The sequence below is a fragment of the Gardnerella sp. Marseille-Q9691 genome (genome assembly GCF_046507715.1).
Classification (GTDB): Bacteria; Actinomycetota; Actinomycetes; order Actinomycetales; family Bifidobacteriaceae; genus Bifidobacterium; species Bifidobacterium greenwoodii.
Map to the genome: position 1 here is coordinate 90,959 of NZ_JBKFXI010000001.1, position 26,978 is coordinate 117,936.

Genomic DNA, 26,978 nt, shown 5'->3' on the forward strand with positions numbered 1-26,978 from the left:
GCGCTCATTTGTCGGCAGAAATTGCGCTTTTAAAGGCAATTGCCAACCGTACTTGCTACTACGCAACTGCTGTTTCAGATATAATTTCACCATGATTATGATGAATTCGAGTTTGGAATGGAGATGTTTTTATGATTTTAGCAGATAAAATATTGGAATTGCGTAAACAAAACGGTTGGTCGCAGGAAGAATTGGCGGACAAATTGGGCGTCAGTCGCCAAGCTGTTTCCAAATGGGAAGGCGCACAAAGTATCCCAGATATGGAACGGATAATTGCATTGAGCCGTTTGTTTGGTGTTAGTACAGATCTTCTGGTAAAAGATGAAATTGATGTTATGGGGAAGAACGTCAACGCAGATGAAAATGCCTGCCAGGAAGAAGCCGGCGTTCGCATGCGGGTAATTGAGCTGGAAGAAGCCTCCGCTTATATTGCTCACAGAATATCATTTGCCGCCTATGTTGCTCTAGGCGTTCTTCTTTGTGTTCTGGCGGCAATCCCGTTGGTTGGCAGTGATCTTTTGCTTTCTCACACAGTAAATGCGCAAGTCGGTAAAACTATGGGCTTAGCATTCAGTGTTGCGATTATTACTGTAGCTGTAGCTATTTTTATTATTCAGAATTTCCGCGGAAAGCGTTATCAATATTTGGAAAAAGAGGACTTTGAAACGGCTTACGGCGTTGACAGTGTGCTCAAAGAACGCTTGGAACGTTTCATGCCGTCGTATGTGTTGCGGACGGTCAGTGGTGTCGTTTTATGTATGGTTGCCTTTATTTTTCTTATAATTTCGGATATAGCGCCGGAATTTTATCAACTTTCATCCGGCTTTTTTGTAGTTATCGCTATTGCTCTGGTGGCAGCAGCTGTTTATTTATTCGTACAGGCGAATATTGTCCGCTCGTCCTATTGCCGTTTGCTGCAACCGAAGAAAAAAACTGTCTATCCTGCAAAGATTAGCCTATTCCTCCAAGCTTACTGGCTTATAATTGTCTGCATTTATTTAGCCTACAGTTTCATCACGTCCGATTGGGGAAAAAGTTGGATTGTTTGGCCGTTGGCCGCATTGACTTACGGAGTAATAGAAGTAGTGCTCAAAGCGTGGAGGCTCGGAAAGAAATAAGTGACTTTCAGAGCCGATTTTGTGGCGAATAACAGGTGTTATCCAGACGAAATATGGTATGCTTGCGCTTATATTACCCCCAAGGAGTGAAAGTATGATTAAAAATGTCGTACATATAGGCTTTACCGTCGTGGGTGCGGACATTTTTTAGACAGCCACACCCAGCCTTCTTCTGTTCTCGATAAGATTTATTCCTCCAAGTTATCAAGTTGCTTATTTGCTGACTGGTGAAGAGACTCGTAGTAGGGAATTTGGTGTTTATCGATTGGTTAAGGATAATTGTCCTAAATATGTTTTATCGATGGACGCAATAAATTTTTCACAAGAAGGGATTATACACAAATATTTACCAGATTTTCTAAAGGAGTAAACTATGGAACATAATTGCGGATTTATTAACGATAAAAAAGCATTTAGATATAGAGCAGCAGCCATCATAGTCGAAGAAGGTTGTGTGCTATTTGCAAGAAATGATGAGGACGACTATTACTACTCAGTTGGCGGAGCGGTTCACATGGGCGAGACGTCAGAAGAAGCCGTTAAGAGAGAAGTATTTGAAGAGACAGGTCTTAATTACGAAGTAGATCACCTTGCCGTCATACACGAGAACTTCTTCATCGGCAGCTCTGGCTTAAAAGGAGTAGACTTCCATGAGCTGACATTCTACTACTTGATGAAGCCCATGGGCAAAAGAGATTTTACGAGCAAAAGCACTACAGAGTCAGGTGCTAAAGAGACAATGCATTGGTTACCTATAGATGAGCTTGATAAGTGCAAGGCTTACCCGACATTTATGAAAGAATATCTTAAATCGGAGCATAGTGGAATAGAGCATATAATTTCAGATGAAAGATATTAATGAATCCCGCTATTATGGCAAGAGATCGTTACGTGGAAAATTTGATTTAAAAGACAAGCCAGTATCTGATGTTCTTAAAGTACAAGGTATTGATAAAGCAGGTAATGTTGCTGTAGGCTATAAGGAAAAGTAGTAATATTTTCACTCAAGAATCAAGCTATCAAGCCAATCTTAAACCTTTAACGATAGCTTTTTTAATAACCGTTAGCATAATAATGATTGTTATTAGGGATGGTTATTCCAGTAGTGCGTCAATATTTCGTTTTGAGTATAGAAGTCTTCGCACTTCCATAGTGTCGTCGATGACAACGTAAAAAACAGAAAAGTTGCGTACGTTAATCCTGTAGTAAGGGTGTTCTTGTGTTTTTTGATTAATTACTTCTTGCGCTATCAAAGACGTCGTCTTTAGAAAGACGCGTAGAAGTGTTTGCGGCAAAAGTATCTGCTTCGTCGAGTTTTCTTTCAATGTCGTCAGTGAGAGTGGAGTATTGTTTGATGCTCATGAGAACCATAGTTCCATAACCGTTTTTTGTAAGGAATACTGGTGTATTTGAATTTATAACTGTTTCTTCTACTTCTGGGAATTTGTTTCTTAAATCGGAAACTGGACGAATATTAATCATAGTATCAACCTCCTTTTATCAAAAAAGTATCATAATCTTATCAAGATTACAATAGTTATCGCGCTATCGAACTTTTATTCTGACGTTTGGCGAGATATTGGTACGACGATTGGCTTTGTTTAGAAATGTGGTTGTAAAGACTAAATGTTAAAAGGTTTAGCATGCGGTGGATTTAAGCTCACTTCTCGAGATTCTAGATGCAATTTTGCTATTTTGTCAGTTATAACTTATAAATTATCGATTTTGGCATTAAATTTCACTTATAATTTATAAGCGCGGTGAAAATTCCTGGTTCTGGTTCTAGTTTTGGTTCTGTTTTTGTTTTACTTCTGTTTCTTACATTTGTTCGGATCATACATTTTTTATAGTAAAAGCTGTGATTTATGGAAGAGAAAAATTTTATGGATGCGAAAAGCCTGTACTAATTGAAAAAATTAAATTTTTTCTTTAATAAAGCTTGTATGTGTGGTTTTTTTTTTAATATTAATGCTATGAAAGCTAAACAGACTATTATGGATTCTAATTTTAATAGAATTACATATTGGGAATAAGGAGCACGTATGCGACTAATTAGACCAGATAAGAAATATATCCAAGGTTATATAGAAGCAAATGAAGAAGATGAAATTTTTAGGCCGAATGCTGAAAGACGTTTTAGAAATTATGAGACAATTGTAGAGAGTTCTTATAACTATGAACATGGTATAAATTTACCTGAAAATTATGTTAGAGCCACTACATTTTGGCTGATAGATAATGAAAAATTTATTGGTGAAATCAATATTAGGCATGAATTAAATTCTTTTTTAATTAACTATGGTGGTCACATAGGGTACGAAGTTAGGCAATCTGAATGTATGAAGGGCTATGGAACAAAAATGCTTTCTATGGCACTTACATATTGTAAAGAGACTTTGAATCTACATAAAGTTTTGATTACGTGCGATGATGACAATATCGGCTCAATAAAAGTTATAGAAAATAATGGTGGAATTTTAGAAAACAAAGTGAAAAATAGCCTATCAAGGGGAAATGTTACAACAAGAAGGTATTGGATTAATATATAGAGGAAAGATGATGAGTGAGACGAATGTAAGGCCAGTGCTTTTCAAGCATGCTTTTTGGGATAATGTGATTATAGAAACTGTTGCTGGCATTTGCACTCTTATTATTTCGCTTCTTGTACAGCAGTTCGTAGGGCACCACGTACTAGGTTGGGAAACTGTGGTCATACTCGCGCTGAGTGTTGTGGTGTTTTCGCTGCTAAGTGCAGCGTATCTGCAGTGGTATAGGCATCGTAGACCGGATGACGGGTATTTGCTTATTGGAATCATCGATTTTGTGCTCAGGCTTCTGGTGACTTCTGGTATTGCTTTATTGCTTGTTTCCAATATCACGTTGCTAAGCATTATTATTGGCGCAGCGATTACCAGTGTGTTGCTGTTTGTTTTTGAAAAGCCTTGGCAGCCAGGTATGACGGATGCGCAATTACAGGAAGCTTCAAAGAAATCGGCTGAGCTTGGCGTTCAAATGCTTGAAGAAGAACGCGTAAAGCGCGCCGAGGTGAGAAACAAGATTGCATTACAGCATGCGAGCGCAGGTAAAACAGACACTTCTAGAGGTGTGTCTCTAACATTCTCCTCGTTAATCGTTGCAAATATGCTGATGGAATCAGTATGCGATGTTGTCACATTTTTGCTTGCATTGATGCTGCAATGGTGGATGCTTGGTGCTATCGCTGGATGGCGAACGCTACTCGTCATGTTCTTGGGCAATATGCTATTTTCTTGCGCGGCTGCTGCGGTTATGGTTCTGATGGGCGCATTGAAGGCTGATCAACAGAAATGCCTAACAAAAAGTTGGCCTTTCTTGGTTATTGTTGTACTGCTTCGACTGCTGATTTTCGGTGTTCTCGCTTGGCTGCTTACACCGAGCTTAGTATGGGTAAGCGTAGTCGTTGGTATTGTGCTTACCGATATTGTTCTCGTTATCAAGCAGCACCCATGGAGAAGAACCGCAGTAGCAGCATAAGATTTTATAAGACTGTTTTCTTCTCTTTTGAGCAAAAGGCTCTACGTGCGTGTGGACTATAGTGTTGATGTCAAGGTCTGATTAGATGGGTGCAAGTTTGCTCTTGTGTAGCAAGGCTTGGTGAGGGCTATCGTTAAAAGGTTTAGCGTGCGGTGGATTTAAGCCATTTCCTCGCGATTATTTACGTTAGAATGAGTCGCGCTAATCAACTGTAACAATTCTAATATCACAATGTACTAATTAGTACAAACCCCCTTGATTCCTGAACAACTTTTAGTACAATAGTACATGAAGGGGTTAGGGGGAAGTATGAATCCGCATTATAATCAAAATTACACTAGAAAGCAGATTGAAGATGTTCTTTCGATGATAAAAGAATGTATTGATGCTGGTCGTTTTAATATCGCAATGAATGAAAATCGTCAGGAGAATATAGATTTCATCAACGAATACAACATTTATCCAAGGAAGCGAAAAGAAATCTTAATGCAAATTTCAGTTGATGATTTTTGTCATAGTCTACAAAATATGAAGATAGGATATGAGCGCGAAGTTCTTTATGTTTTCGTTCCTAGAATAACATTGGCTAATGCGTTGGGAAAACAAGAGTTGGTAGACATATATACGAAGTTTAACGTGATTAAAGGTAAGAATGGAAGAAGAACAATTGTGATCTCTTTCCATAAGCTTAATAAGCCTATTAGTTATTTGTTTAGATAGAGAGTTTAAAGGAGAAATTATTATGAGTGTAAGAGTTGTATTTTGTGAAGAATGTAGAGATGAAGTTTCATATACTGTTGAAGAAAAGGAGATGACTGGAACTATTCGTGGTGTTCAGTATCACTATGTTGGCAGGGAAGCAAAGTGCGCTAATTGTGGAGCATATGTAGATGTTGAAGAAATTGGTGAATCTAATTTGAAAGCGCTTTATGATGTTTACCGAAAAGAGAATGGTATCGTTTCTCTTGAAAAGATTCGAGCAATTCCTGAACGTTATGATATTGGTAAGCGTCCACTGTCAATACTTTTGGGATGGGGGGAACACACGCTTACTCGTTATGCAGATGGTGATATACCGACTCGGCAATATTCTGAAACTTTGAATCGACTATTTGATGATCCTGCTTATTATCTGAGTATTTTGGAGGAAAATAAGGGTCGATTGATGTCTCAGCAGACTTACGAGAAAAGTTATAAAGCTGTTTCGGCTTTGATTGGTAATAATGGCATGCTTGATGGCAAAATAAGTGAAGTTGTTGCATATCTTTTAAATCAGTGCGAGGATATCACGCCATTAGCGTTGCAGAAGAGTCTTTATTATATCCAGGGATTCTTCTATGCATTTTTCAAAAAGTACATTTTTGTTGAGGATTGTGAAGCTTGGGCGCATGGGCCTGTTTACAGGGATATTTATGCGAGGTATTCGGATTATCATTTTGATCCGATTTCAAAGGTTGAATCATTTGATTCTTCTATATTTACTGCTCAGGAGAAGGCTATTTTAGATAGTGTGATCCGAAATATTTGTTGTTATAGTGGAAAGATTTTGGAAGACTTCACGCACAGTGAGTCTCCGTGGATTAATACTAGGGGGGATCTTCCAGATGGTGCTTCTTCAAATAAGATTATTGATAAACAGATGATTGGGGATTATTTTATGAAAATTAAAGAGCAGTATGGTATGAATTCTCCTAGAGATATTCAGTTGTATACGAAAGATGTGTTTGCTAGCTTGTAAGGAGGCTTTTATATGGGACGAAGTGAACACCATGTAGTTCATAACCCGAATGGTGGATGGTATGTAAAACGAAATGATTCACAACGCGCAAGCATTCACACTGCAACAAAAGTTGAAGCATTAAAAGCTGGCAGAATAATCAGCAGAAATCAGGGTACTGAATTTATTGTTCATGGTATGGATGGCAGAATTCAGAATTCTGATAGTCATGGGAATGACCCATGCCCTCCTCGTGATAGGAAATAATTTTATTATATTTGTTAATTATCTTCAAAAATATAATATATTAGTTTTTAAGACCTTGAGGTTTATACTTCTGGGTCTTTATTATTGTGTTATAGGCTGAAGGTAAATGCCAATATCAACTGAAGCCATCCGGTTTTTGCTATTTGTAGAAATGAAGAATAGCTTATATACAATCAACGTTTAATGACTATGACGTTATGTTTTACAAGATATTTTTGATAAATTTATATTTGCATTTTGTTTGAGTATATAACACTTAGAAGACGTAGATTTGAATACATAAGAACACGAACAAATATGAGCTTACTTCATGCATGTTTTTTAACTTATGATTCTATGTCAAAATCGAAATATAAACTTACGAGTGGTGTAATGCTATACCTATAAAGTAATAATCGAATATTTACTTTGATATATACAATTTTTCAAGGACGTGATTTTGTATGAGTTTCTCACCGTCTAAGTTAACTGTTAGAAAAATTTTTGATGAGAATAGAACATATAATATTCCAAATTTTCAGAGGGATTTCTCTTGGGATAATGATAATTTCGATGATTTTTTCTATGATCTATTTAGATCAAGCGATTTAGATTTTGATAATTTAGAAGTTGATGAAAAAAGTAAGTATTTTTTAGGAATAATTTTATTAATAGGTGATGAAAATCATCCAAATGAGTTAAAACCTTATGAAGTCATAGATGGTCAACAGAGATTAACTACAATTACTTTATTCTTTGCTGCTATTAGAGATTTGATTAAAAAAATTGATAAAAATTATAAGACTGATTTTGATGTAAGGTTACAAGCGAAGATTGCCAGGAGTGGCAAAGGTGTTTATTGCCCAAGAATAGTAAATAGTGCATTGAATCCTATCCTCCCTGTAGAGATACTTGATATAAATGATAGGAAAAGTAATGGGGCTTGTGTAACGCCTTCATCAAGGTCTCAAGAAGATCTTATTAAACATTATGAATACATTAAAACTAAGTTACTATGTAAGTCGAATGTGCTATCTGCAATAAATGATAAATGTAAAGTACATAAAAATTTATCAGAATTTAGTGATGATGATTATATTAGAATACTAGAGAATTTTGGTAAGCACCTATCAAATTCTGTGATTATATGTATTTTTAGTGATGAGAAAGAGGAAGCATATACACTATTTAGGAATCTAAATTATAGGGGAAAGCATTTAAGTCAATCAGATTTGATTAAGAATGAGATTTACTCTTTAATTGCTAAAGGTGACTGTGATGAATATGTATATACTAAATGGAAAAATATAGAAAATAATATATATAGTGCAGAAGAAAGTATAGAAAAATTTATTTATCACTACATGTGTGGTAGATATGCAGGTATTATTACTACAAAACTTTTTGAAAAATTCTCTAGTAAAGTTCATGAGAAGGATTGCACTGAATTTTTAGAATCGCTTGAACGTTCTTCTGAATATTACAAGGTGTTCACAAAACCTAATGATAACGATACTGTATTCGACATACATAACTACTTTAAAACTGATAATAATCAAGAACTGAAAAGATACTTTGAATTCTTTAAAAATATTGGTATATCTCAGCTAAGGATTTTGCTAATTAGTTTATTTGAATGCAGAAAATATGAATACATAAGTAATAGTACTTTTGCTAAATTTATTAAGATTTTAGCTCTGCATCAGTGTCTGCATGTTCTTGTTAAATCTCCTGCGAATAAGTTAAATTCCGTATACTCTAAATGTTCGCGAAAATTATTAAATCTTAAGGAAGCAGAAGATCAAAAAGCAAAAGATAGTAAAGCCATAGAAATTCTTAATAGCAAAGCCGCAGAAATCCTTAAAGATTTTTCAAAAGATTTAAATGCGAAGATTCCTGATAAAAATATAGTAATTCATGCTGATCTGGAATATGATTGCAGGCCATGCAAAGAAAATAGTTTTTCTAAGAATAAAAATCGTGAGATTATTCGTTTTATTCTTTCTGAACTTTCAGAAAAAGAACAAACTAAAGATACAAATAGAGCTAATGATGGATTAGGATTTATTCATAATTCTACTTTGGAGCATATTATTGATAGACAATCAGGAGAAAAGAATATATATAGTATTGGTAACATACTTCTACTAGAGAGAGACATTCATAAAAATGTATGCGAAAGTAGAAAGAAAGAAATGTATGAGAAGTCAAGGATTACTTTAACTCGTGGATTCTTTGATGACTATAAAGATTTCGATTCTGAAAAGATTCTTTATAGGAAAGAGCGTTTACTCGAAGATTATTACAATCTTGTGAAAGAGTAAATACAAATTTATTTACAATTTATAATTGTTTACAAGGCGTTGAGTACTTGTGATAGTTTCGCTGCTCTTCGCCTTGTTTTTTAATACATTCTTACGTTACGTGTTAGCGCGTAATGTGTACTTCTGTAAAGTTTAATTTGCTTAATAAATATATTCAAATGTTGCTGTATGAGAGATTATAATCCAAAAATTATGTAAATTAAGTTGGTGAAAATTTTGAAATATAAATCGTAGGATTATTTTTTAGCGGATGTCAAACTACAAATCGTATGCAACAACTTTTTGTACATTTATTACGTTTACATATCAAATAAATCTGCGTGACTACCAGTATTGATAAGCGTTAGGTTGAGAATATAAGCATTCGTGAACTTAACGTTGTACATCAGTCTTGCAACAGCGCTTTCTTAAGGTCTTCCATAGAGGAATACGATGGTACGTTAGGGTCTCTGGAAATTCTTCTAGCTTCTTGCATGGCCGCCAGTGTTTCAGCATTGAACTTTGGGATTTCTACTTTAAAAGGAAGTCCTCCATGCAAAACGCATTGGCGTAAGAAGATGTTTACGGCACTTGACATATCAATGCCAAGTTCACTAAACAGTTCATTTGCTTCTGTTTTGACATTACTATCGATACGAATTTGAGTAGGACTTGTTGCCATAGTATTAGCTCCTTTTAAGACGATTATGATACGAACGGTATACGTTGTCAAGTATAAAGAAGAAATAGTAATATTTTGCAAATGTTAAACAAATGTTTTGTGGTTGCTTATATTTGAGTTTTTTGCGGAATGCTCATATAATTTTCCACGTAAAGCACATTTAAGTTTATGAGGTGTTGCGCTATGACTGCCCAAATGATCGCTAGTCTTAAGAACGGTTTGAAAGGCATATAAAAGCACATAAAACAGCTTAAGATACATATTCTTTAGCAGTATTAAACACGCATTGCACATGATGTTTGTCATTATGTTTGCACGTGCGCGTTGGTTTTTACACGTTTTTTGCATGTTTTTGCGCGTTCTTATCGTTCTTGTAAGCAAGCGTTATCTTTTTTATCTAACTGATTTTCATTGTTGAAATTTATTCAATAACAGTAAGAATGAAACTTTAATAACAAGTAAGAACGAAGCAATAATAATGAATAATAATATAGAAAACGCAACTGATAGTCGCGATAACAATAATAAGCAGTCGACTAACAACTTAATATTGCGTATTGATAATGTAACAAGATCTTATTCTCGTGGATTTGGTCATAAGAAGACAACTCGCCAAGTTTTACATAACGTATCTTTTGATATTCATTCTGGTGAAATATTTTGCTTGCTTGGTCCGAATGGTGCAGGTAAAACAACTACTGTAAAAATTGTTGGTACGTTGTTAGCTCCTGATAGTGGTAGTGTTCGTATTGCTAGTATTGATGCTGTGAGTAATCCTCGAGAAGCACGTAAGCACGTGTCGTTACTTCTTGGAGGTGAGCGAGGATTTTATCAAAGGCTAAGTGCATTAGATAATCTTCGTTATTTTGCGGATCTTTCTGCTGTTCCATATAGGGAGCAAGGTAAGCGTATTCACGATGCTCTTGAGCAAGTTGATTTACTTGATAAAGCTCATGATGTTGTTCAAACTTTTTCAAGGGGAATGTGGCAGCGATTGCATATTGCTCGATCGCTGGTTGCTAGAACGGATCTTATGCTTTTAGATGAGCCTACTATTGGTTTGGATCCTGAAAATGCTAGGAAAGTACGTGAAATTATTCATGCTTTACGAGATCAAGGAATAGCGATTTTGTTAACTACGCATGAGATGAGTGAGGCTGAGAAATTAGCTGATACTGTTGCTGTAATAAATCACGGTAATATTATTGCTCAGGGAAGTGTTCAGCAGTTGGCTTCTTTGCAGCATATTGATCATGTAACAATGTATGCGTATGACGGTGAACTATCAAGTGGAACTCCTAGTGTTAAGGAAGAATTGCAAAAACTTGATGGAGTGTTGTGGTGTGATGTTTTTGAATCGCATGGAGTGTTAAATATTACTATCGCGTGGAGTAAAATATTATCTCAAGAACGAAATATTAAAATTCCTGTTGATGGGATTACACGTTTAGGTGATCGCGCTGCAAGTTTGGAAGAAACGTATCTTGCTATTGTGCAAAATGATAATATTTCTGCATCAAATATTTCTACTTCTTCTGCTGCTACGCCGTCTTCTTCGCCGTCCTTACTCCCATTAAGTAAGTAGGAGGTTTAATATGAATACTTCTACTCGTTCATACGCTTTTGTGATTCGTGGCTTGTGGTTTCAGCTTAAAAGTTTAGCGAAAACAACGTTTTTCTTGCAAAATGCGATACTTGCTCCAGTATGTTTTGCGTTGATGAAAATTGTTGCATACTATGGTTTTTCTCATGATTGCGCTAATTGTCTTAATAATATTTGGGTTGATTCTTCTATAGCTGGATTATGGTCTGCTACGACTACTGCTGTTGGAATTATTGGATACCAGCGTTATTTAGGAACATTGCAATATTTAACTTTAAGTGTTATCTCACCTTCTGCAGTGTTTCTTCCTATTGTAGGATCCGCAGCTTTACTTGGTTGTATTGGTATGCCGCTTGCGATTATTACCGTTGCTGTTTTCTGCCATGGGTTCTTTATGATAACATTCACGCAGTTAGTTGGATACTTACTTTCTATGCTCGCTTGCGTAGCTTCTGCTGCATTATTATCTGGAATTTTTGTATTATGCCGTAAAGCTACAGTTTATGAAGGTTTGATTTTAATTCCTGTATGGATGCTTTGTGGAATAGTGATTCCTGTAGAATCAATGCCATTGCCAGCTCGCGTTATTGCGTTTATTCATCCGCTCACGTCTGCAGTGTGGGTGGCTCATGCGCAAGCGTTTAATGCTACTACTGTGTTAGCGATTGTGTTATGTGTTGTATTATCCAGCGTTTTGCTTGTTATTGCAGGTTTTATGTTACGTCATGCTATTCGACTTGCAACGCTTAATGGAAGTTTGAACATAATATGATACGAAATAATAATAAGGTTGAAACTATGCGAAATAAAATTATTCAAAATAATAAGTACGCTGAATTGCATCAATATAATCAATATTCTCAGTATGGTCACGTAAGTGTTTTATCTAGTATACGAACTGGTGCAAGAGTGAGTATACAGAGTATACCTAGCTTAAATAGTTGGAATACTGCTGTTATCCGTATGATTGTTGAGCCTCTTTTATCCACGTTCTTATACGTTTTTCTAGCTGGAGCTGTAATCGGAGGCTTCAATGGAGCAGCTAGTTATGCGACTAGCGCGGGTTTTAATCATAGTTTGATTGCATCAACTCTTGCTGCTGTTATGGGTGCGTGTTCTATTTCCACAAGTATGACTGTGTCAGAAGCACTAGCATGGGACCGTTTTGAAGGCACAACACCATTCGTGCTTACAAGCGCAAAAGTTGCATTACCATTATGGTTCGGTCGTATTATTGCGCTCGTGACTATTTCTTTGGTGAGTGATGCTGTGACTTTGTTTATAACAATGCTTGTAGTAAGCCCGAGTGCTTTCTTTGTGATTAATATGAGTGCGTTGATGCTGTTGTTCCTTATTGTTCCTGTTGCTTCTACGGGATTTGGTATTGCTATAGCTGCTATAAGCATGATGATGAATGATGTTTATACTATTTCTAACGCGCTTAGTGCAATACTTCCTATTGTTTGTGGTGTGATTGCTCCAATTAGCGTATTTCCTAAGATGATGCAATACGTGTTATATGTGATTCCAGTAACTCATGTTACGCAAGTATCGCGTAGTATAGTTGATGGTTCTGTAAATGTTGGCGTATCGCTACTTGTGATTCTTATTGTTGGTGCGTTGTGGGCAATTGTTGGTGTGATCATATGGAATGTTGGTGTGGCGATTCAACGACGTAAAGGTACTTTAACAAATATAGGATTTTAGGTAATAAATATGTGAATTTAGTTAATTAAATAAGGATTTTATTATCGGGTATAGGGGTGGGTAATACTAAAAGCATATTGATTATTGAGTAAGGTTGTTTAGTTATCTTAAACCTTTAACGATAGCTCGCTTCTATTGCTAAAAAGTGCACCCACTTTGCCCACATATCTGTTTATGTATGGAAATAAAATCTTGTGGATTATCGTATGATTTTGAGTTACAATCACTTTATAGTCTGCATATCTGCATTCTTGTCCATAATTTACATCCCGTCAGTTTTATTAAACTCAAAGATGATTTGTACTCCGAGATGAATAAATATTTGGCGGATGATAGTGAAGCATGATAGTGAAGAGCAGAGTGAAGATTGAGCATGAGAATCGTAGCCGCAATTAGGTAAAGATTAAGTTGTAGAGGAGGCGTAAATGAAGCATATTAAGCATTATGCTTTTTTGACTGTGGTAGTTTGCCTTATGTCACTTATTTCAGGTTGTAAGAATCAGAGTAATTTTAGCGATAATAATAGAGAAGTAAAGACAGAAAATCAAAAGTCTGCAAGGAATGAAAAGCACTCAGAAAATAATGAAGATGTTGACTGGAAAGAGGTAAGTAAAAAAGGTGTTGATGAAACTCTGCTCATAAAAAACATAGATGAAAAGGTTCTCACATATGTGGCTAAACAGCTACAAAATCTATGCGACGAGATTGGTGAAAAGGGGGTCAAAGATAAATACTATCGGCTGACAGGATGGTATAACGATGTAGTATATTCTAAGCAATACAAGAGTGTTGTGTCGTTGGGTAAAAAAGCAATGAAACCATTGTTCCTAATAATATATAAAAGCAAAGAGGCTGGAATGTATGAATGGGTTTGTAGTAAAGCGTTAGATGAAATATCTGGTTTTGATTTCTCGGGATTAAACAATGGTGCAGGATGGAGTAATTCTAGAGAATTTTTAAAGGCATTTACCGATAAAATTATTGAACAAAAAATTAGCAAACAAAAAAATTAGCAACTCTCTGTTTACAACTGTCTTGGACGCTTACTGGCAAGGTGAGACTGAGTATTACCAAATCTCTTATTTGATGGCTAGTGAAGAGACTTGTAATAGTTTTAGGATGGTTTCTCGCGGTTTTAGATGCAAATTTTGCTTTTCTTTTAAACAAGAGTATTGTGTTATTAAATTTGTCAAATAAGCTATTTGATTTGTGTAGTTTGTAATGAATTATTTAAGTTAGATAGCGATTTGAAGGTAGTTATGCGAGTTTGCATGTAAGCAGCTATGCAAGTTTGCGTTATTTTGCAAGAGTTTTGTGGGAGAGATGGTTGCTGTGAAGTCAATTTTTAGCAAGAATAATATTTTTATTCGTATGAGATCTATTAGTCCTGCATTGCGATGGGCGCTGGTTGGCTTCTGTTTTTCTATGCTTGGCAATCAAGCGTATGAAGGATCGGTTTTGCCTTCGATTATTATTGTGGGTTTGCCGGCTTGGGTGATTGGTTTTCGTAAGACTTTTATGACGGTTGCCGATTTTCTTTCCCCATGCTCTGGTTGGATAGTTGATAAGCTTGGCGGTTTTCGCGCTCTTGCAATGACTGAAGGCGTAGAAGGCGTTCTCAGTTTACTGCCGCTTCTTATGTTTGGCTCTCCTGCGTGGAAGTGGTCGCTGGTGGCTCTTTCTTGCGCATTGTTGATTACAGGTCAAGTGATTGATATTGCTAGCGAAGTTTTCGAAGTTGATGCTGCAGGCGGCGATGACAGCATGATTGTAAACTACAGCGGCATTGTGAGTATTTTGGCGAGTATCACAGGAACTTTACTGGGCTCTCCATTAGGATCTTGGATTGCAAGCTGGTCTATTCCTGCGGTTTTGATTTTCTCGTCCGTAACTTCTTTTGCGGCTTGTGCTACGCGATTTATTATGAAACAAGACATTGCGCAAGCGTCTTGCGTAGAAGAGGAAGCGTCGCAAGATGTAGAGAATGAATCGTCAGAATCGCAAGAATCGCAAGAATCGCAAGAAAATCAAGCAAATGATGTGTCTAACAAGTCTACATCTAAGCAATCTGCGAATCCATTACTCAAGAGTAAAATCATGCTTCTTGCTGGATCGCTTTTGGTTGCATTTATTCCTGCATGTTCTGTTTCTTATATTCTTCTCGGTATCGGTAAGCAATATAGCTCTCAATCTTTAACAATACTGTATATTTTCACTGGTGTAGGAAGCGTACTCGCGTCAGTTTTGTATGCGCACTCTTCTCAAAAACTCGGTTTAAGAAAAGTTGCGATTTTGGGAATTGCTGTGAGTGCGGTTGCTTATTGCTTTATGTTTATTAATCTTTTGCCAATGATGTGCTTCGCATTCTTCCTTCAAGCGATTGGTGGAATGCTACTAGTAGAGCCGATTATTGTTGCGCGTCAGATTCTGTTTAAAGGAAGTACTCTCGCTAAGTTTTCTGGTTGGGCGCGTCTTGCGTTTGCGATTGGTGCTACTAGCGGATCTTGGATTGGATTTGCATTCTCGTCTACGTTCCAATGGCAGCTTTTGCCTATACTTGCGCTGATTTTCACAGCAGGATTGCTTGTTGTTTTGCCGCAGCTGCCAAACACGAGCTACGCAGATTAGACGATTTGCATATATATGCACACTTATGTATAATCTGTAAAAAATAAAAAATAAAAAATAAAAAATCTTGCGAGTATGAAATACAAATAAAAGAGTATAAAATATTCTGCACAAATCACAATACAGGAGACTCTCATGCACAAGATTATTCAAAAGTGGAATAGCATTGACCTTATTTTGCGTATTGTCATTGGTCTTTTTCTTGGCGCTGCGCTTGGTATTTTTGTGCCAGCTCACGTTTACTTGCTAGATCTTATTGGGAAGCTGTTTGTGAGCGCACTTAAATCTGTTGCGCCGATTTTGGTGTTTTGCTTGGTGATTGGAGCGCTTGCAAAGGCAAAAAGTGTTGGCAACATGAAGCTAGTAATCGTGTTGTACGCACTTTCTACGTTTACTGCAAGCCTTGTAGCTGTATGCGCGGCTATGATTTTCCCTGTTAACTTCACTTTTGCGCATGTTGAAGCAGCGTCTTCGCCGTCTCCTCAAGGAATTGGTGAAGTTCTTAATTCTCTTGTGTTAAATATTGTGGTCAATCCTGTAGATGCTCTTGCTAAGGGAAACTTTATTGGCATTCTTTTCTGGGCAATTGCTTTCGGTGTTGCTCTTCGCTTAGCTGAACCTTCTACCAAAGCATTCTTCGATAATGTTTCGTCTGCTATTGGAAAAATTGTTCACTGGATTATTAATGCAGCACCTTTTGGCATCATGGGTCTTGTTTATACAACGGTTGCAAGTAACGGTCTTCGCATTTTTAGTGAGTATGGTTCCGTTATTGCCTTGTTAGTTTGCACTATGGCTGTTGTTGCTTTGATTGTAAATCCTATTTTGGTTTTCGTCCTTACTGGCAAGAATCCATATCCTCTTGTTTTTAGAACTTTGCGCGATTCGGGTGTTACAGCGTTCTTTATGCGTTCTTCTGCTGCAAATATTCCTGTGAATATGAATTTGTGCGAAAAGCTTGGATTTAACAAAGACAATTACTCTGTTTCTATACCGCTCGGTTCAACTATTAATATGAGTGGTGCTGCTATAACTATTTCTATTATGGCTTTGTGTGCTGCTCATACGCTTGGTATTTACGTTGATATTCCAACAGCTGTGATTTTGTCTGCGCTCTCTGCAGTTAGCGCTGCAGGCGCATCTGGAGTGGCTGGTGGTTCGCTTTTGCTTATACCTCTTGCGTGCTCGTCGTTTGGTATTTCAAATGATATTGCTATGCAAGTAGTTGCTATTGGCCTTATTATTGGCGTTATTCAGGATTCTTGCGAAACTGCACTTAACTCTTCCACAGATGTTCTCTTTACTGCAGTTGGCGAGTATCGTATGTGGCAGCGTGCGGGTCTTAAGTTTAAGATGGGCAAAGACCACGAACCAGTGCAACTTAAAAAGTAGCTGTTGTAGCTGTTGTAGCGGTTGCATCTGTTATTAAGTATTATTATTAGTGCGCGTTCTTACGTTCTTACGTTTTAGATCGCGCACTTTTGCTATGTTTTGCGAGGTGTTATTGTAAATGAATCTAGCAGATGTTCAAATAAAAGAGTAGAAGTGCAATTAGTACTTTATTGTGTATTAGGCTTTAGGGAAGTGGTAGGTTGTGTTTGCAGGAATGCTGCGGTTAATCCAAGCATTTGCTGCGATTATACTTCCGCTTCCTATTGTGGTTTCTCCGCCTAAGATTGTTGCGTTTGCGTAAATTACAACATTATTTCCAATATTTGGATGCCGCTTTCCGCCTTTTACAGGATTCCCATCCTCGTCTAGCGCAAAACTTTTTGCACCCAGCGTTACGCCTTGGTAAAGCTTAACATGCTCGCCGATTACAGTTGTTTCGCCGATTACAATGCCAGTTCCGTGATCAATGCAAAAATATGCGCCAATTTTTGCTCCTGGATGAATGTCAATTCCAGTTTTTCTGTGTGCATATTCGCTCATAAGTCTAGGAATTAGCGGTACGTTAAGTTCGTAGAGTGCGTGAGCTGTGCGGTGAATAAGCATTGCATAAAAACCAGGGTATGCAAGTGTGACTTCTACTTTGCTTGTGCAAGCAGGATCGCCTTCATACATGGCTTGAATATCTGTTAAAAGTAACTTTTTAATTGTAGGAAGAGCATTTATAAATTGATTGCAAGTTTCTCGAATTTTAATTGTGTTGCTTGTGTAGCATTGAAGTTCGTGAAATATAATGCGTTCAATAGTGTCCAAAGCGTTTGAAGTAACAGTATTCAAACTAATATTGAGTTGCGTAGTATCGTTGCTTAAATTGCGCACATGCAACTCAGGCAAAAGCAGCGCCTGAGTCGCATGTATGAGTGCAATAATATTGCGGTAATTAGGTATGAATGTAGCTTGCCTTATGTCTGAATCGTGAATTGAGTTGAGTTTGCTTATAAGGTCAAGGTGATCATTCATACATTTCTCCTATTATTCTCTTGCTTGCTTTATTCGAGTGTTAGAAAGTGCGCTTGTAAATCTACTAAAAACGCACTTTCAAAACATCATTTATTATTATCATTATTGCATAGCATTATTCTGCAAACAAAGGCGTTGACAAGTAGCGATCTCCGGAATCTGGAAGTATTGCAACAATGGTTTTGCCAGAGTTTTCTTCTCTTTTTGCTTCTTGAATTGCTGTCCAAACTGCTGCTCCGGAAGAAATACCTACGAGCACACCTTCTTTTTTGCTTATAAGCTTGCCGTTTTCGATTGCGTCTTCATTCGTTACGTGAACAATGCGATCATAAATATTCTGGTTGAGGACGTCCGGCACGAATCCTGCGCCGATTCCTTGAATCTTGTGTGCTCCTGGCTTGCCTCCTGCGAGCACAGGGGAGTCTGCTGGTTCTACTGCGATTACTTCCAGATGCGGATTTTGTTCCTTTAAATAAGTGCCAGTACCAGTGATTGTGCCGCCTGTTCCAACGCCAGCAATGAGAATATCCACGTTTCCGTCAGTGTCTTGCCAAATTTCTGGACCGGTTGTGTTGTAGTGCGCGTGCACGTTTGCTTGATTAGTAAACTGTCCTGGAGTCCACGCGTTTGGCGTGTTTTCAACGATTTCCTTTGCTTTGGCGATTGCGCCTTTCATTCCTTCTGCAGCAGGGGTGAGCACGAGTTTGGAGCCGTATGCTTTCATAAGTTTTCGGCGTTCAATAGACATGCTTTCTGGCATAACTATAATGCTTTTGTATCCTTTTGTTTGAGCAATCATTGAAAGACCAATGCCAGTATTTCCAGAGGTTGGCTCAACGATTACTGAGCCTGGTTTAAGCGTGCCTGCGTTTTCTGCTTCTTCGATCATCTGCTTTGCAATGCGGTCTTTTACGGAGCCTGCTGGGTTGAAGTATTCGAGTTTTACAAGTATTTTTGCTGCTAGATTGTACTCTTTTTCAATGTGAGTAAGCTCCAGAAGTGGAGTGTGGCCTACGAGTTCTTGCACGGACTTGTAGATGTTAGACATAATATTTCCCCTTACTTGTTTGTTTGTTTTACTTGTTTTTTTGTTTTGTTTAATTTGATTTGTTTTTAATTTTTAAAAACAATTTTTATTAGTAAAGCGACTACCGTTTTATTAGTTGTTTCTAGATATGCCATTTATCTGTTTAATATTTAATCAGTATTAGATTGTTATCTTTTTAAGATTTTATATTCGAATTTTGGCATAAAAAAAGAAACAGCGCGCTGTTTCTTGAATCGTAATTTGCTGTGTTTTAACGTAAATGCTTTTAACACATGCTAGATGTTATGCATACTTAGTGCTTGCAAACATCATTTCGATTAAGAAATGCGCAACAGCATACGTTACAACAACAATTTGTCATCATATTTGTATGATACATGTGCACTCCTTTACTCGTCGAAATGGTGATAAGTGAAGACTATAGCGAATGGATTTGTGTTTGTCAAACTTTGATTTGTACTACTTTTTCTGCGCGAGTGTCTTATTCTGGCTGTTTTGGGACACTGGTGCAGTTGGCGCATTAAAGTCCTATGTTAAAGAGATAGGCGACTTGATATACTGAGTTATTACGCTAGAAAATTTAGGGTTTCAACGTTGATTTCACAGTATTCGGAGGCGTTGTTGTAAATGAATTTAACAGACGTGCAAATAAAAGAGTACAAAAAGTATAATAGCAAAGATATTCCAAAGCTGTATGATTCCGTTGGCTGGTCTGCGTACACAGATGATTTAGTTGCTTTGGAAAATGGTTTTAACAATTCGCTCAAGATTTTAGCTGCTTATAAAAATGATGAGCTAGTTGGCATTATTAGGGCTGTTGGTGACGGGTACACGGTTGTTTTTATTCAAGATATTCTCGTTTTGCCTGAGTACCAAAGGCAGGGGATAGGGTCTGCTTTGTTAAAAGCGATTGTGGATTATTATCCTAACGTTCGTCAAATTCAATTGACCACGGATTGCACTGAAAAAACTATTGCTTTTTATAAGTCAGCTGGTTTTATTGAGTTTTCAGAAATTGATTGCTGCGGTTTTATAAAAGGGAGATGACATGAATGTAAAATATGGTAGCGTATTTACAAATCCAGAAGTTTTAAACAGACTCGCGCGAATAGAACAATCTCCCCAAATACAAGGAAAATTAAGCGCTTTAAAAGAAGGCGTAAAAAATAATTCTTTTGATCCAGTTCGTCTAATTCCATTAATACCGGTAGTAATGGTTTTAGGCGCTTTGTATAACTATTTTCCAAATATTGATTACTCTCGTTACAAATATTATTTGCTAATAGTAGTTGTTTTTGTTGTTTGCTTTGCAGGTAAGTTTTTTGTAAATAATAAGGTTGATGTAGATGCCCTATATTCGGATAATGTTTTAACGCCGATTTTGAATGCGATTCTGCCTGGAACAGTATTAAACAATTCCGAAGGAATGGACAGTAGTATTTTTAATAATCTTCTGCCAATATCTAGTAGGTATTATTCAAGTAAACACATAATTTTTGGTGATGAATTTAAAACTGAATTTTCAAATATGCAAGCAATCCACTTTTCTAGAAGTGAAAGTGGAAAAAGTGTTAAAAAAACGGATTTTTTTGGGCAAGTCTTATTAATAAACTCAAAAACCAACATAAATGGCCACATTAGAATCGTCCCCGTTACTGGAAAGAGCTTTATGGGGCAAAAACTAAATGGATACTATGGTAGAAAAACAAAAGAGGAGAGCGAAGTTCAAACAGAATCCATTGAATTTAACAACTCGTATTCAATCTTTTCTACAGACGATTTTTATACAAAACTGGTATTAGATCCAAGTTTTATAGAAATATTGAATAATTTGCAAAAAAGAATGCGAGTTTGCTTATACCTAGATGGTGAGCATATTATTGCGGCTTTTGACTCTGGTTGGTATTTATTCGGTGCTCCAGGAGAATCTGGAGTAGAAAACTTATCTTTAATAAGAGAATATGAAAGATTTAGAGATGTTTTGGCTGAGTATTACGAAATAATTAACTTAATTAGAGAGAAATTACAAAAGTAAAAATTGCAAAAGTAGAAATTACAAAAGTAGAAACTAGTAAATTGCAATACTAACGAATTGAAAAAGTAGAAATTGCAATACTAGCGAATTGAAAAATTAGAAAATACTAGAACTAAAGGAGACATTATGGGTGACTTTATGGATAAGAACACTGTGCTAATTTGTGTTGCAATAGTGCTTGTAGTGCTTATTGTCTGGTTTATTGGCACGTTAAATAGGCTAAGAAAATATAGGGTGATTATAGAAGAGTCGCAGAAAAACGTTGATATTGCGCTCGCCAAAAGATACGATACGATTTGCCAAATGCTTAAAGTTGCGCAGTCGTTTGCAAAGTATGAAAAAACGACATTAGTTGATTTGGTTAGTTTAAGAGAGGGATTGGGTTCAGCGGATTCTAGTTCGGTAATCAAAAATCAGAATCATGCAATAGGGAAGATTTTTGCTTTGGCGGAAGCTTATCCGGAATTAAAGTCTTCTGAACAATTTTTGAACTTGCAGGAAGAAATAAACGACGAAAATGAGCAGCTTGCGGCGGCAAAAAGAATCGTCAATAGTAATATCAGCACGCTTAATCAAAATATTGTTACATTCCCAGTTTCGCTTATTACAAACTTAAGCGGAATAAAGCAGATGGATTTTCTTAGCGAGGATGATTTAAACGATAAGAAGAATATTGACAGCATATTGAGCTAGATGGAATATTGAGCTTGGTAGTGTATGAAGTGGCCAATCGTTGTAAATTTGCAGCGATTGGCCACTTTGTTGTTAGTTTGCGCATTTGATACGTTTATGCTGATATTACATATCAAATCAGCGATTTGATTTTTTTTTTTAACTCTATGCTTATTATTTCTAGCAAGCATTACGTATAAGTGTGTTTAAGCATTTATAGGTGTTATCAAGCAGATAAGCATGACCAATCAGGATAAGTATGATAGTGTAGCTTTCAATGCTTTGTAGCGAGCGAATCGGCAAAATGGAAACGAAAATGCTAGCTGCGAAAATGCTATTAGCGAAAAATAGTAAAAATAGCAAGAATAGCAAATAGATATAAAGGAAGTGAGAGGTAGCGAGAATGAACAAAACTGACAATACAGCAAATCAGCAATCGCCCGCGAATCAGCAATCATCCAAACTACATCCAGACGTAAAAAATTACGTAAAACTATTTTTCAAGGAAAACAAACTTGTAGCTTTTCTTTCTATGATAGTTTTTATTGCCTTGTCTATGATTTACACTGCTATTTCTTGGATTTTGCAAATTATTTTCGACTATATGGCAGGCAAAGGATCCTTCTCTTTAACTACTATTTTGCTGCTTGTCGTTTCATTTATGCTTTCAATCTCCCTGATTTTCGCGTTGAAGCGCAGTGCGTATCCTCGCTTTCTTGAAAAAGCAATGAATCAGTATAAAGAGTCTGTTATTAAAAAGCTTTTAAAGAAGAGTTATAGTGATTTTTCGCTTGCGAATTCCGGCACGTATCTTTCTGTGCTTACTAATGATTGCGAGCGTATTCAAGAAAAGTATTTGAAGAAGATTTTTGACTTTGTTCAAGACGTTCTTATGCTTGTAAGTTCTCTGGCCCTTATGATTTATTATAGTCCATTGCTCACTGTTATTGCTCTTATTATTTCTGTGCTTCCAATGGCTTGCTCGATTCTTACAGCTAACGGAATTGCCACTCGCGAGGAGCAGGTTTCTAAGTCGAATGAGTCTTATACGGCCCTGACGAAGGATGTTTTGAACGGCGTTTCGGTTATTAAGAGTTTTAAGGCGGAGCAAGAGGTTATTAACCGTTATCAGAATCAGTCTATGGAGCTTGAGCATACTAAGAATCTTCGCGAAAAAACGATGACTACTGTTTCTGCTCTTGGCACAATTTCCAGCCTTGGAACTCAGCTTGGCGTGATGCTTGTTGGTGCTTGGATGGTTAACGCTCATGTTGGTGTTATTACTGCTGGAATGGTGTTAGCTTTCACTAATTTGATGAATGGTGTACTTCAGCCTATTGCAAGTCTTCCGCAAATGCTTGGTGAGATGAAGGGCGCTAAGAAGCTTATTAGCAAGATGGCTGATTATATGAGTAACGCTAAGGAAGATTCTGGCGAGATCATTGATGATTCTATTAAAAGCGTTGTTTTGCGCGATGTTTCGTACGCTTATGATGCGGATCATAAAGTCTTGAAAAATGTAAATCTAACTTTGCAAGCTGGAAAATCTTACGCGATAGTAGGACCTTCTGGTGCTGGTAAGAGTAGTTTGATTAATCTGCTTATGGGCTACTACAAGGATTATGAGGGTAGTGTGCAGCTGAATAATCACGAGCTTAGCAATGTGAGTAAGAGTTCGCTCTACGATAAGACGACTCTTATGCAGCAGTCTGTGTTTATGTTTGATGCTTCGATTTTAGATAATATTACGCTTTTTAAGCCGTTCCCGGATTCGGAAGTTAATCGAGTGATTCATTTGGCTGGTTTGGATGATTTTATTGCTGCTAAAGGCAAGGATTATCAGTGCGGCGAGAACGGCGGTCATCTTTCTGGCGGCGAAAAGCAGCGTATTGCTATTGCGCGAAGCTTGCTAAAAAAGTCTGAGATTCTGCTGGTTGATGAGGCAACGAGCGCGTTAGATAACGAGACGAGCATGAACGTAACGCAGTCTATTTTGGATTTGCAAGGAATTCTTCGACTTGTTGTAACTCACCGCTTGGATGCTAATTCGCTTAAGCAATATGATGAGATCCTTGTGATGAAAAGCGGCGAGCTTATTGAGCGCGGAAGCTTTGAGGAGCTTATGAATCAGAAGGCTTACTTCTACTCGCTTTACACTGTGTCTATGTGAGGCTGTGGAGCTGGTTTGCTTTCAATGCGCTGTGCAATTTAGCGCAATAGATTCTGAGCCAGTGTTAGTGGCCATTAAGTGCGAATTTGCAGTAGTTGGCTACTTTGTTGGTTTAGGCATTTGCAGCGATTGTCTGATTTTGGGTTGGCCATTTGTGTCGGTGAAGAAAATTGCCGCAAACGGCAAAAATCTTCACTGGCGTTTATTAAATGCGTATCTCGATAAATAGGTATATTCCCAAGTAACAGGCTCGTATTCCAATAACTTTAACTTACAATATGTCAACCCAGTTTTGTCTAGCATGAAGTATTCTATGCACCATAACTGTTTTGTTCTCTTCGCAAATTTTATAGAAGATTACATATTTTTTAACGAAGCATCTCCTAAAGTTTTTGCTACTCAGATAATCATCGTTCACCAATCGGTATCGATATGGCATTGTAGATAGGCTTGAAACAGTGGCTTCTACGTTATCGAGGAATTCGGATGCTGTAATTGGGGAGTCTAAATTGTGCGCAATGTAATGGACTATGTCTTGCAAATCTTTATGGTAACTTTGCGAAACGATTATTGCGTATTTTGGGTTATTTTGCGCCATCGTTGAGTTCTTCTCTTAAGTTTCGCATTGATTCTTCAAAAGATAATGTGCGATTGTTGTTAAAATCAGACTCGCTTTGATCAAGTAAGCTGTATAGTTCATATTTGCTCATGAACTTGTTGAATAAGTCAATGCTCATTACTGCTAAGTCTCCGCGACCGTTTTTTGTAATGAAAACTGGTTCTTTTGTTTCGTGGCAGAATGTTGATATCTCGTTGTAGTTATTGCGTAAATCTGTGCTTGACTTAATAGTTGGCATCGTGCAAGTCCTTTGAGATGATTGTTATTTTATTGCTTTGGTGGTTGTCTATTTTTATTATTTTTTTTTTGAATTATCTTATCTAGTTTTGTTTTATGTGCATAAATAAATTATTAAATCAGTCTAATGTATTCTAAAGATATTATATTATTATTTCTTTAGATTGTTGACTTTATAGTTTCGATTTTTGTAATTCTAGTAGCCATTAGGTGCGAATTTGCATTGATTGGCCACTTTTTCATCAATGCAACCTGCTTTCGCGTTACATTTTAAGGAATTACGCTGTTACTTGCAGTGCTTTTTATTTTAAAATTTAGCAAAATAAATTTTATGCATAATCTGTTTTTATTTAATGATTTTGTGTAATTTAGATTGTATAGAGTTAGAGAAAAGGCATGTATGGAACAGTTTAATCAGTATGACTCGAATGAACAGAGTAACTATGATTCAAATAATCAAAATAACTATTACTCTAGTAGTCAGAATCAGCCAATCCCAAACAGCGATACTGTAAATTAAAATCCTACAACGTTGTACATAGTGATTCGCAAAATATGTCAAAAATGCCGAGTGATTTATAAAAGGGAGATGACATGAATGTAAAATATGGTAGCGTATTTACAAATCCAGAAGTTTTAAACAGACTCGCGCGAATAGAACAATCTCCCCAAATACAAGGAAAATTAAATGAGTTAAAAGAAGGCATAAAAAATAATTCTTTTGATCCAATTCGTTTAATTCCATTCATACCGGTAGTAATGGTTTTAGGCGTTTTGTATAACTACTTTCCAAATATTGATTACTCTCGTTACAAATATTATTTGCTAATAGTAGGTGTTTTTGTTGTTTGCTTTGCAGGTAAGTTTTTTGTAAATAATAAAGTTGATGTAGATTCTTTATATTCGGATAATGTTCTAATGCCGATTTTGAATGCGATTCTGCCAGGAACGGTATTAGAAAATTCTGAAGGAATTGATAGCAGCATTTTTAATAATCTTTTGCCAGTATCTAGTAAGTATTATTCAAGTAAACACATAATTTTTGGCGATGAATTCAGAACAGAATTTTCAAATATGCAAGCAATACACTTTTCTAGAAGTGAAAGTGGAAAAAGTGTTAAAAAAACGGATTTTGTTGGGCAAGTCTTATTAATAAACACAAAAACCAATATAAATGGTCATATTAGAATCGTTCCAGTTACTGGAAAGAACTTTATGGGGAAAAAATTAAATGGATACTATGGTAGAAAAACAAAAGAGGAGAGCGAAGTCCAAACAGAATCCATTGAATTTAACAACTCGTATTCAATCTTTTCCACAGACGATTTTTATACAAAGCTTGTATTAGATCCAAGTTTTATAGAAGCATTGAATAATTTGCAAAAAAGAATGAGAGTTTGCATATATCTAGATAGCGAGCATATTATTGCAGCTTTTGATTCTGGTAGGTATATATTAGGAAATCCTGGAAAATCTGGAATAGAAAACCTATCTTTAACAAGAGAATATGCAAGATTTAGAGATGTTTTGGCTGAATATTACGAAATAATCAGCGTAATTAGAGAAAAATTGAAAAAGTAGAAATTGCAATACTAGTGAATTGCAAAATTAGAAAATACTAGAACTAAAGGAGACGTTATGAGTGACGTTATGGATAAGAACACTGTGCTAATTTGTGTTGCAATAGTGCTTATAGCGCTTATTGCTTGGTTTATTGGCACGTTAAATAGGCTAAGAAAATATAGGGTGATTATAGAAGAGTCGCGGAAAAACGTTGATATTGCGCTCGCTAAAAGATACGATACGATTTGCCAAATGCTTAAAGTTGCGCAGTCGTTTGCAAAGTACGAAAAAACAACCTTAGTGGATTTAGTGAGTTTAAGAGAAGGATTGGGATCAGCGGATTCTAGTTCGGTAATCAAAAATCAGAATCATGCAATAGGGAAGATTTTTGCTTTGGCGGAAGCTTATCCGGAATTAAAGTCTTCTGAACAGTTTTTGAATTTGCAAGAGGAAATAAACGATGAAAATGAGCAGCTTGCGGCAGCAAAAAGAATCGTAAATAGTAACATTAGTACTCTTAATCAAAATATCGTTACCTTCCCAGTGTCGCTTATTGCAAGCTTAAGCGGAATAAAGCAGATGGCTTTTCTTGACGAAGATGATCTAATCAATAAGAAGAATATTGATAGCATACTGAGCTAGTGAAAATGTTTAGCTAGTGAAAATGTTTAGCTAGTGAAAATGTTTAGCTAGTGAAAATGTTTAGCT

The 26,978-nt window shown here is 36.6% G+C and carries 28 protein-coding genes; 22 read left to right on the plus strand and 6 right to left on the minus strand.

Annotated features, from left to right (window positions below):
* The first annotated feature begins 131 nt into the window (after positions 1–131).
* From ACLD6A_RS00520 to ACLD6A_RS00530, 3 genes are all read left to right on the plus strand, one after another.
* Positions 132–1,118: a helix-turn-helix domain-containing protein gene (locus ACLD6A_RS00520; protein ID WP_004134762.1), complete on the plus strand. Its 987-nt coding sequence runs from the start codon at positions 132–134 to the stop codon at positions 1,116–1,118.
* Positions 1,119–1,491: 373 nt separating this feature from the next.
* Positions 1,492–1,977 (plus strand): NUDIX hydrolase, encoded by a 486-nt coding sequence (locus tag ACLD6A_RS00525; protein WP_410313280.1) that lies wholly within the window; start codon positions 1,492–1,494, stop codon positions 1,975–1,977.
* The gene (locus ACLD6A_RS00530) at positions 1,964–2,110 is read left to right on the plus strand and encodes a hypothetical protein (RefSeq protein ID WP_246904811.1); all 147 of its coding nucleotides are present in this window, start codon (positions 1,964–1,966) and stop codon (positions 2,108–2,110) included. Before ACLD6A_RS00525 ends, ACLD6A_RS00530 begins: the two co-directional genes overlap by 14 nt.
* 238 nt (positions 2,111–2,348) lie before the next feature.
* Here the strand turns inward: ACLD6A_RS00530 and ACLD6A_RS00535 are convergent, their stop codons facing one another.
* Positions 2,349–2,600, minus strand: coding sequence for a type II toxin-antitoxin system Phd/YefM family antitoxin (locus ACLD6A_RS00535; protein WP_004134757.1), 252 nt, complete (start codon positions 2,598–2,600; stop codon positions 2,349–2,351).
* Positions 2,601–3,160: 560 nt separating this feature from the next.
* Here ACLD6A_RS00535 and ACLD6A_RS00540 point away from each other — a divergent pair.
* From ACLD6A_RS00540 to ACLD6A_RS00565, 6 genes are all read left to right on the plus strand, one after another.
* Positions 3,161–3,667 (plus strand): GNAT family N-acetyltransferase, encoded by a 507-nt coding sequence (locus ACLD6A_RS00540; RefSeq protein ID WP_004134756.1) that lies wholly within the window; start codon positions 3,161–3,163, stop codon positions 3,665–3,667.
* A gap of 10 nt (positions 3,668–3,677) precedes the next feature.
* The gene (locus ACLD6A_RS00545) at positions 3,678–4,631 is read left to right on the plus strand and encodes a hypothetical protein (RefSeq protein ID WP_019260915.1); all 954 of its coding nucleotides are present in this window, start codon (positions 3,678–3,680) and stop codon (positions 4,629–4,631) included.
* Positions 4,632–4,940: 309 nt separating this feature from the next.
* Positions 4,941–5,351 carry a hypothetical protein gene (locus tag ACLD6A_RS00550; RefSeq protein WP_004134752.1) on the plus strand — a complete coding sequence of 137 codons (411 nt, stop codon included), beginning with the start codon at positions 4,941–4,943 and terminating at the stop codon, positions 5,349–5,351.
* Positions 5,352–5,373: 22 nt separating this feature from the next.
* The gene (locus ACLD6A_RS00555; protein ID WP_375168975.1) at positions 5,374–6,369 is read left to right on the plus strand and encodes a type II toxin-antitoxin system antitoxin SocA domain-containing protein; all 996 of its coding nucleotides are present in this window, start codon (positions 5,374–5,376) and stop codon (positions 6,367–6,369) included.
* A 12-nt stretch (positions 6,370–6,381) separates the two neighbouring features.
* Positions 6,382–6,615 carry a DUF2188 domain-containing protein gene (locus ACLD6A_RS00560; protein ID WP_375168974.1) on the plus strand — a complete coding sequence of 78 codons (234 nt, stop codon included), beginning with the start codon at positions 6,382–6,384 and terminating at the stop codon, positions 6,613–6,615.
* Between the two features lie 443 nt (positions 6,616–7,058).
* Positions 7,059–8,918, plus strand: coding sequence for a DUF262 domain-containing protein (locus tag ACLD6A_RS00565; protein ID WP_410313281.1), 1,860 nt, complete (start codon positions 7,059–7,061; stop codon positions 8,916–8,918).
* A 385-nt stretch (positions 8,919–9,303) separates the two neighbouring features.
* On the opposite strand, the gene ACLD6A_RS00570 is transcribed toward ACLD6A_RS00565, so the two are convergent.
* Positions 9,304–9,579, minus strand: a complete 276-nt coding sequence (locus ACLD6A_RS00570) for a type II toxin-antitoxin system RelB/DinJ family antitoxin (RefSeq protein ID WP_375168972.1) — start codon at positions 9,577–9,579, stop codon at positions 9,304–9,306.
* 478 nt (positions 9,580–10,057) lie between these two features.
* Here ACLD6A_RS00570 and ACLD6A_RS00575 point away from each other — a divergent pair, with 478 nt between their 5' ends.
* The 6 genes from ACLD6A_RS00575 to sstT all read left to right on the plus strand — a co-directional run bounded on the left by ACLD6A_RS00575 (position 10,058) and on the right by sstT (position 16,909).
* Entirely contained in the window at positions 10,058–11,164 is a 1,107-nt protein-coding gene (locus ACLD6A_RS00575; protein WP_375168971.1) for an ABC transporter ATP-binding protein, read from the plus strand.
* Between the two features lie 10 nt (positions 11,165–11,174).
* Positions 11,175–11,954: an ABC transporter gene (locus ACLD6A_RS00580; protein WP_375168970.1), complete on the plus strand. Its 780-nt coding sequence runs from the start codon at positions 11,175–11,177 to the stop codon at positions 11,952–11,954.
* Positions 11,951–12,889: an ABC transporter permease gene (locus ACLD6A_RS00585; protein ID WP_375168969.1), complete on the plus strand. Its 939-nt coding sequence runs from the start codon at positions 11,951–11,953 to the stop codon at positions 12,887–12,889. The genes ACLD6A_RS00580 and ACLD6A_RS00585 overlap by 4 nt, the downstream gene beginning before the upstream one ends.
* 425 nt (positions 12,890–13,314) lie before the next feature.
* A complete protein-coding gene (locus ACLD6A_RS00590) occupies positions 13,315–13,902 on the plus strand; it encodes a hypothetical protein (protein ID WP_375168968.1) in 588 nt (195 codons plus the stop codon).
* A gap of 310 nt (positions 13,903–14,212) precedes the next feature.
* Positions 14,213–15,517 (plus strand): MFS transporter, encoded by a 1,305-nt coding sequence (locus ACLD6A_RS00595; protein WP_375169570.1) that lies wholly within the window; start codon positions 14,213–14,215, stop codon positions 15,515–15,517.
* 135 nt (positions 15,518–15,652) lie between these two features.
* The gene (gene sstT / locus ACLD6A_RS00600) at positions 15,653–16,909 is read left to right on the plus strand and encodes a serine/threonine transporter SstT (RefSeq protein WP_375168967.1); all 1,257 of its coding nucleotides are present in this window, start codon (positions 15,653–15,655) and stop codon (positions 16,907–16,909) included.
* 177 nt (positions 16,910–17,086) lie between these two features.
* On the opposite strand, the gene epsC is transcribed toward sstT, so the two are convergent.
* Positions 17,087–17,926 (minus strand): serine O-acetyltransferase EpsC, encoded by an 840-nt coding sequence (gene epsC, locus ACLD6A_RS00605; RefSeq protein ID WP_410313282.1) that lies wholly within the window; start codon positions 17,924–17,926, stop codon positions 17,087–17,089.
* 115 nt (positions 17,927–18,041) lie between these two features.
* Positions 18,042–18,974 (minus strand): cysteine synthase A, encoded by a 933-nt coding sequence (cysK, locus tag ACLD6A_RS00610; protein ID WP_410313283.1) that lies wholly within the window; start codon positions 18,972–18,974, stop codon positions 18,042–18,044.
* A gap of 627 nt (positions 18,975–19,601) precedes the next feature.
* On the opposite strand from cysK, the gene ACLD6A_RS00615 reads away from it, so the two are divergent.
* The 5 genes from ACLD6A_RS00615 to ACLD6A_RS00635 all read left to right on the plus strand — a co-directional run bounded on the left by ACLD6A_RS00615 (position 19,602) and on the right by ACLD6A_RS00635 (position 24,080).
* Complete coding sequence (locus tag ACLD6A_RS00615; RefSeq protein WP_410313284.1) at positions 19,602–20,021, plus strand: GNAT family N-acetyltransferase; 420 nt, start codon at positions 19,602–19,604, stop codon at positions 20,019–20,021.
* A 1-nt stretch (position 20,022) separates the two neighbouring features.
* Positions 20,023–21,009, plus strand: coding sequence for a DUF3137 domain-containing protein (locus ACLD6A_RS00620; RefSeq protein WP_410313285.1), 987 nt, complete (start codon positions 20,023–20,025; stop codon positions 21,007–21,009).
* 126 nt (positions 21,010–21,135) lie between these two features.
* Entirely contained in the window at positions 21,136–21,702 is a 567-nt protein-coding gene (locus ACLD6A_RS00625; RefSeq protein WP_410313286.1) for a LemA family protein, read from the plus strand.
* 382 nt (positions 21,703–22,084) lie between these two features.
* Positions 22,085–23,851, plus strand: a complete 1,767-nt coding sequence (locus ACLD6A_RS00630) for an ABC transporter ATP-binding protein (RefSeq protein WP_410313287.1) — start codon at positions 22,085–22,087, stop codon at positions 23,849–23,851.
* Positions 23,852–23,912: 61 nt separating this feature from the next.
* Entirely contained in the window at positions 23,913–24,080 is a 168-nt protein-coding gene (locus tag ACLD6A_RS00635; protein WP_410313288.1) for a hypothetical protein, read from the plus strand.
* A 42-nt stretch (positions 24,081–24,122) separates the two neighbouring features.
* Here the strand turns inward: ACLD6A_RS00635 and ACLD6A_RS00640 are convergent, their stop codons facing one another.
* Both ACLD6A_RS00640 and ACLD6A_RS00645 read right to left on the minus strand, forming a co-directional pair.
* Positions 24,123–24,449 carry a type II toxin-antitoxin system RelE/ParE family toxin gene (locus ACLD6A_RS00640; protein WP_410310488.1) on the minus strand — a complete coding sequence of 109 codons (327 nt, stop codon included), beginning with the start codon at positions 24,447–24,449 and terminating at the stop codon, positions 24,123–24,125.
* Positions 24,436–24,708 carry a type II toxin-antitoxin system Phd/YefM family antitoxin gene (locus ACLD6A_RS00645; RefSeq protein ID WP_410313289.1) on the minus strand — a complete coding sequence of 91 codons (273 nt, stop codon included), beginning with the start codon at positions 24,706–24,708 and terminating at the stop codon, positions 24,436–24,438. The genes ACLD6A_RS00640 and ACLD6A_RS00645 overlap by 14 nt, the downstream gene beginning before the upstream one ends.
* A 593-nt stretch (positions 24,709–25,301) precedes the next feature.
* On the opposite strand from ACLD6A_RS00645, the gene ACLD6A_RS00650 reads away from it, so the two are divergent.
* On the plus strand, positions 25,302–26,288 hold the full coding sequence (locus ACLD6A_RS00650; protein ID WP_410313290.1) for a DUF3137 domain-containing protein: 987 nt from the start codon (positions 25,302–25,304) through the stop codon (positions 26,286–26,288).
* Positions 26,289–26,345: 57 nt separating this feature from the next.
* The gene (locus tag ACLD6A_RS00655) at positions 26,346–26,912 is read left to right on the plus strand and encodes a LemA family protein (RefSeq protein WP_116793912.1); all 567 of its coding nucleotides are present in this window, start codon (positions 26,346–26,348) and stop codon (positions 26,910–26,912) included.
* Positions 26,913–26,978 lie beyond the last annotated feature (66 nt).

What these genes read in the sequence shown, in the direction of transcription:
- ACLD6A_RS00530 (WP_246904811.1), top strand. Translation starts at nt 1,964, where the DNA reads ATGAAAGATATTAATGAATCCCGCTATTATGGCAAGAGATCGTTACGT.
- ACLD6A_RS00625 (WP_410313286.1), top strand. Translation starts at nt 21,136, where the DNA reads ATGGGTGACTTTATGGATAAGAACACTGTGCTAATTTGTGTTGCAATA.
- ACLD6A_RS00655 (WP_116793912.1), top strand. Translation starts at nt 26,346, where the DNA reads ATGAGTGACGTTATGGATAAGAACACTGTGCTAATTTGTGTTGCAATA.
- ACLD6A_RS00575 (WP_375168971.1), top strand. Translation starts at nt 10,058, where the DNA reads ATGAATAATAATATAGAAAACGCAACTGATAGTCGCGATAACAATAAT.
- ACLD6A_RS00550 (WP_004134752.1), top strand. Translation starts at nt 4,941, where the DNA reads ATGAATCCGCATTATAATCAAAATTACACTAGAAAGCAGATTGAAGAT.
- ACLD6A_RS00590 (WP_375168968.1), top strand. Translation starts at nt 13,315, where the DNA reads ATGAAGCATATTAAGCATTATGCTTTTTTGACTGTGGTAGTTTGCCTT.
- ACLD6A_RS00520 (WP_004134762.1), top strand. Translation starts at nt 132, where the DNA reads ATGATTTTAGCAGATAAAATATTGGAATTGCGTAAACAAAACGGTTGG.
- sstT (WP_375168967.1), top strand. Translation starts at nt 15,653, where the DNA reads ATGCACAAGATTATTCAAAAGTGGAATAGCATTGACCTTATTTTGCGT.
- ACLD6A_RS00525 (WP_410313280.1), top strand. Translation starts at nt 1,492, where the DNA reads ATGGAACATAATTGCGGATTTATTAACGATAAAAAAGCATTTAGATAT.
- ACLD6A_RS00560 (WP_375168974.1), top strand. Translation starts at nt 6,382, where the DNA reads ATGGGACGAAGTGAACACCATGTAGTTCATAACCCGAATGGTGGATGG.
- epsC (WP_410313282.1), bottom strand. Translation starts at nt 17,926, where the DNA reads ATGAATGATCACCTTGACCTTATAAGCAAACTCAACTCAATTCACGAT.
- ACLD6A_RS00615 (WP_410313284.1), top strand. Translation starts at nt 19,602, where the DNA reads ATGAATTTAACAGACGTGCAAATAAAAGAGTACAAAAAGTATAATAGC.
- cysK (WP_410313283.1), bottom strand. Translation starts at nt 18,974, where the DNA reads ATGTCTAACATCTACAAGTCCGTGCAAGAACTCGTAGGCCACACTCCA.
- ACLD6A_RS00555 (WP_375168975.1), top strand. Translation starts at nt 5,374, where the DNA reads ATGAGTGTAAGAGTTGTATTTTGTGAAGAATGTAGAGATGAAGTTTCA.
- ACLD6A_RS00645 (WP_410313289.1), bottom strand. Translation starts at nt 24,708, where the DNA reads ATGCCAACTATTAAGTCAAGCACAGATTTACGCAATAACTACAACGAG.
- ACLD6A_RS00565 (WP_410313281.1), top strand. Translation starts at nt 7,059, where the DNA reads ATGAGTTTCTCACCGTCTAAGTTAACTGTTAGAAAAATTTTTGATGAG.
- ACLD6A_RS00535 (WP_004134757.1), bottom strand. Translation starts at nt 2,600, where the DNA reads ATGATTAATATTCGTCCAGTTTCCGATTTAAGAAACAAATTCCCAGAA.
- ACLD6A_RS00585 (WP_375168969.1), top strand. Translation starts at nt 11,951, where the DNA reads ATGATACGAAATAATAATAAGGTTGAAACTATGCGAAATAAAATTATT.
- ACLD6A_RS00540 (WP_004134756.1), top strand. Translation starts at nt 3,161, where the DNA reads ATGCGACTAATTAGACCAGATAAGAAATATATCCAAGGTTATATAGAA.
- ACLD6A_RS00545 (WP_019260915.1), top strand. Translation starts at nt 3,678, where the DNA reads ATGAGTGAGACGAATGTAAGGCCAGTGCTTTTCAAGCATGCTTTTTGG.
- ACLD6A_RS00570 (WP_375168972.1), bottom strand. Translation starts at nt 9,579, where the DNA reads ATGGCAACAAGTCCTACTCAAATTCGTATCGATAGTAATGTCAAAACA.
- ACLD6A_RS00650 (WP_410313290.1), top strand. Translation starts at nt 25,302, where the DNA reads ATGAATGTAAAATATGGTAGCGTATTTACAAATCCAGAAGTTTTAAAC.
- ACLD6A_RS00620 (WP_410313285.1), top strand. Translation starts at nt 20,023, where the DNA reads ATGAATGTAAAATATGGTAGCGTATTTACAAATCCAGAAGTTTTAAAC.
- ACLD6A_RS00630 (WP_410313287.1), top strand. Translation starts at nt 22,085, where the DNA reads ATGAACAAAACTGACAATACAGCAAATCAGCAATCGCCCGCGAATCAG.
- ACLD6A_RS00580 (WP_375168970.1), top strand. Translation starts at nt 11,175, where the DNA reads ATGAATACTTCTACTCGTTCATACGCTTTTGTGATTCGTGGCTTGTGG.
- ACLD6A_RS00595 (WP_375169570.1), top strand. Translation starts at nt 14,213, where the DNA reads ATGGTTGCTGTGAAGTCAATTTTTAGCAAGAATAATATTTTTATTCGT.
- ACLD6A_RS00640 (WP_410310488.1), bottom strand. Translation starts at nt 24,449, where the DNA reads ATGGCGCAAAATAACCCAAAATACGCAATAATCGTTTCGCAAAGTTAC.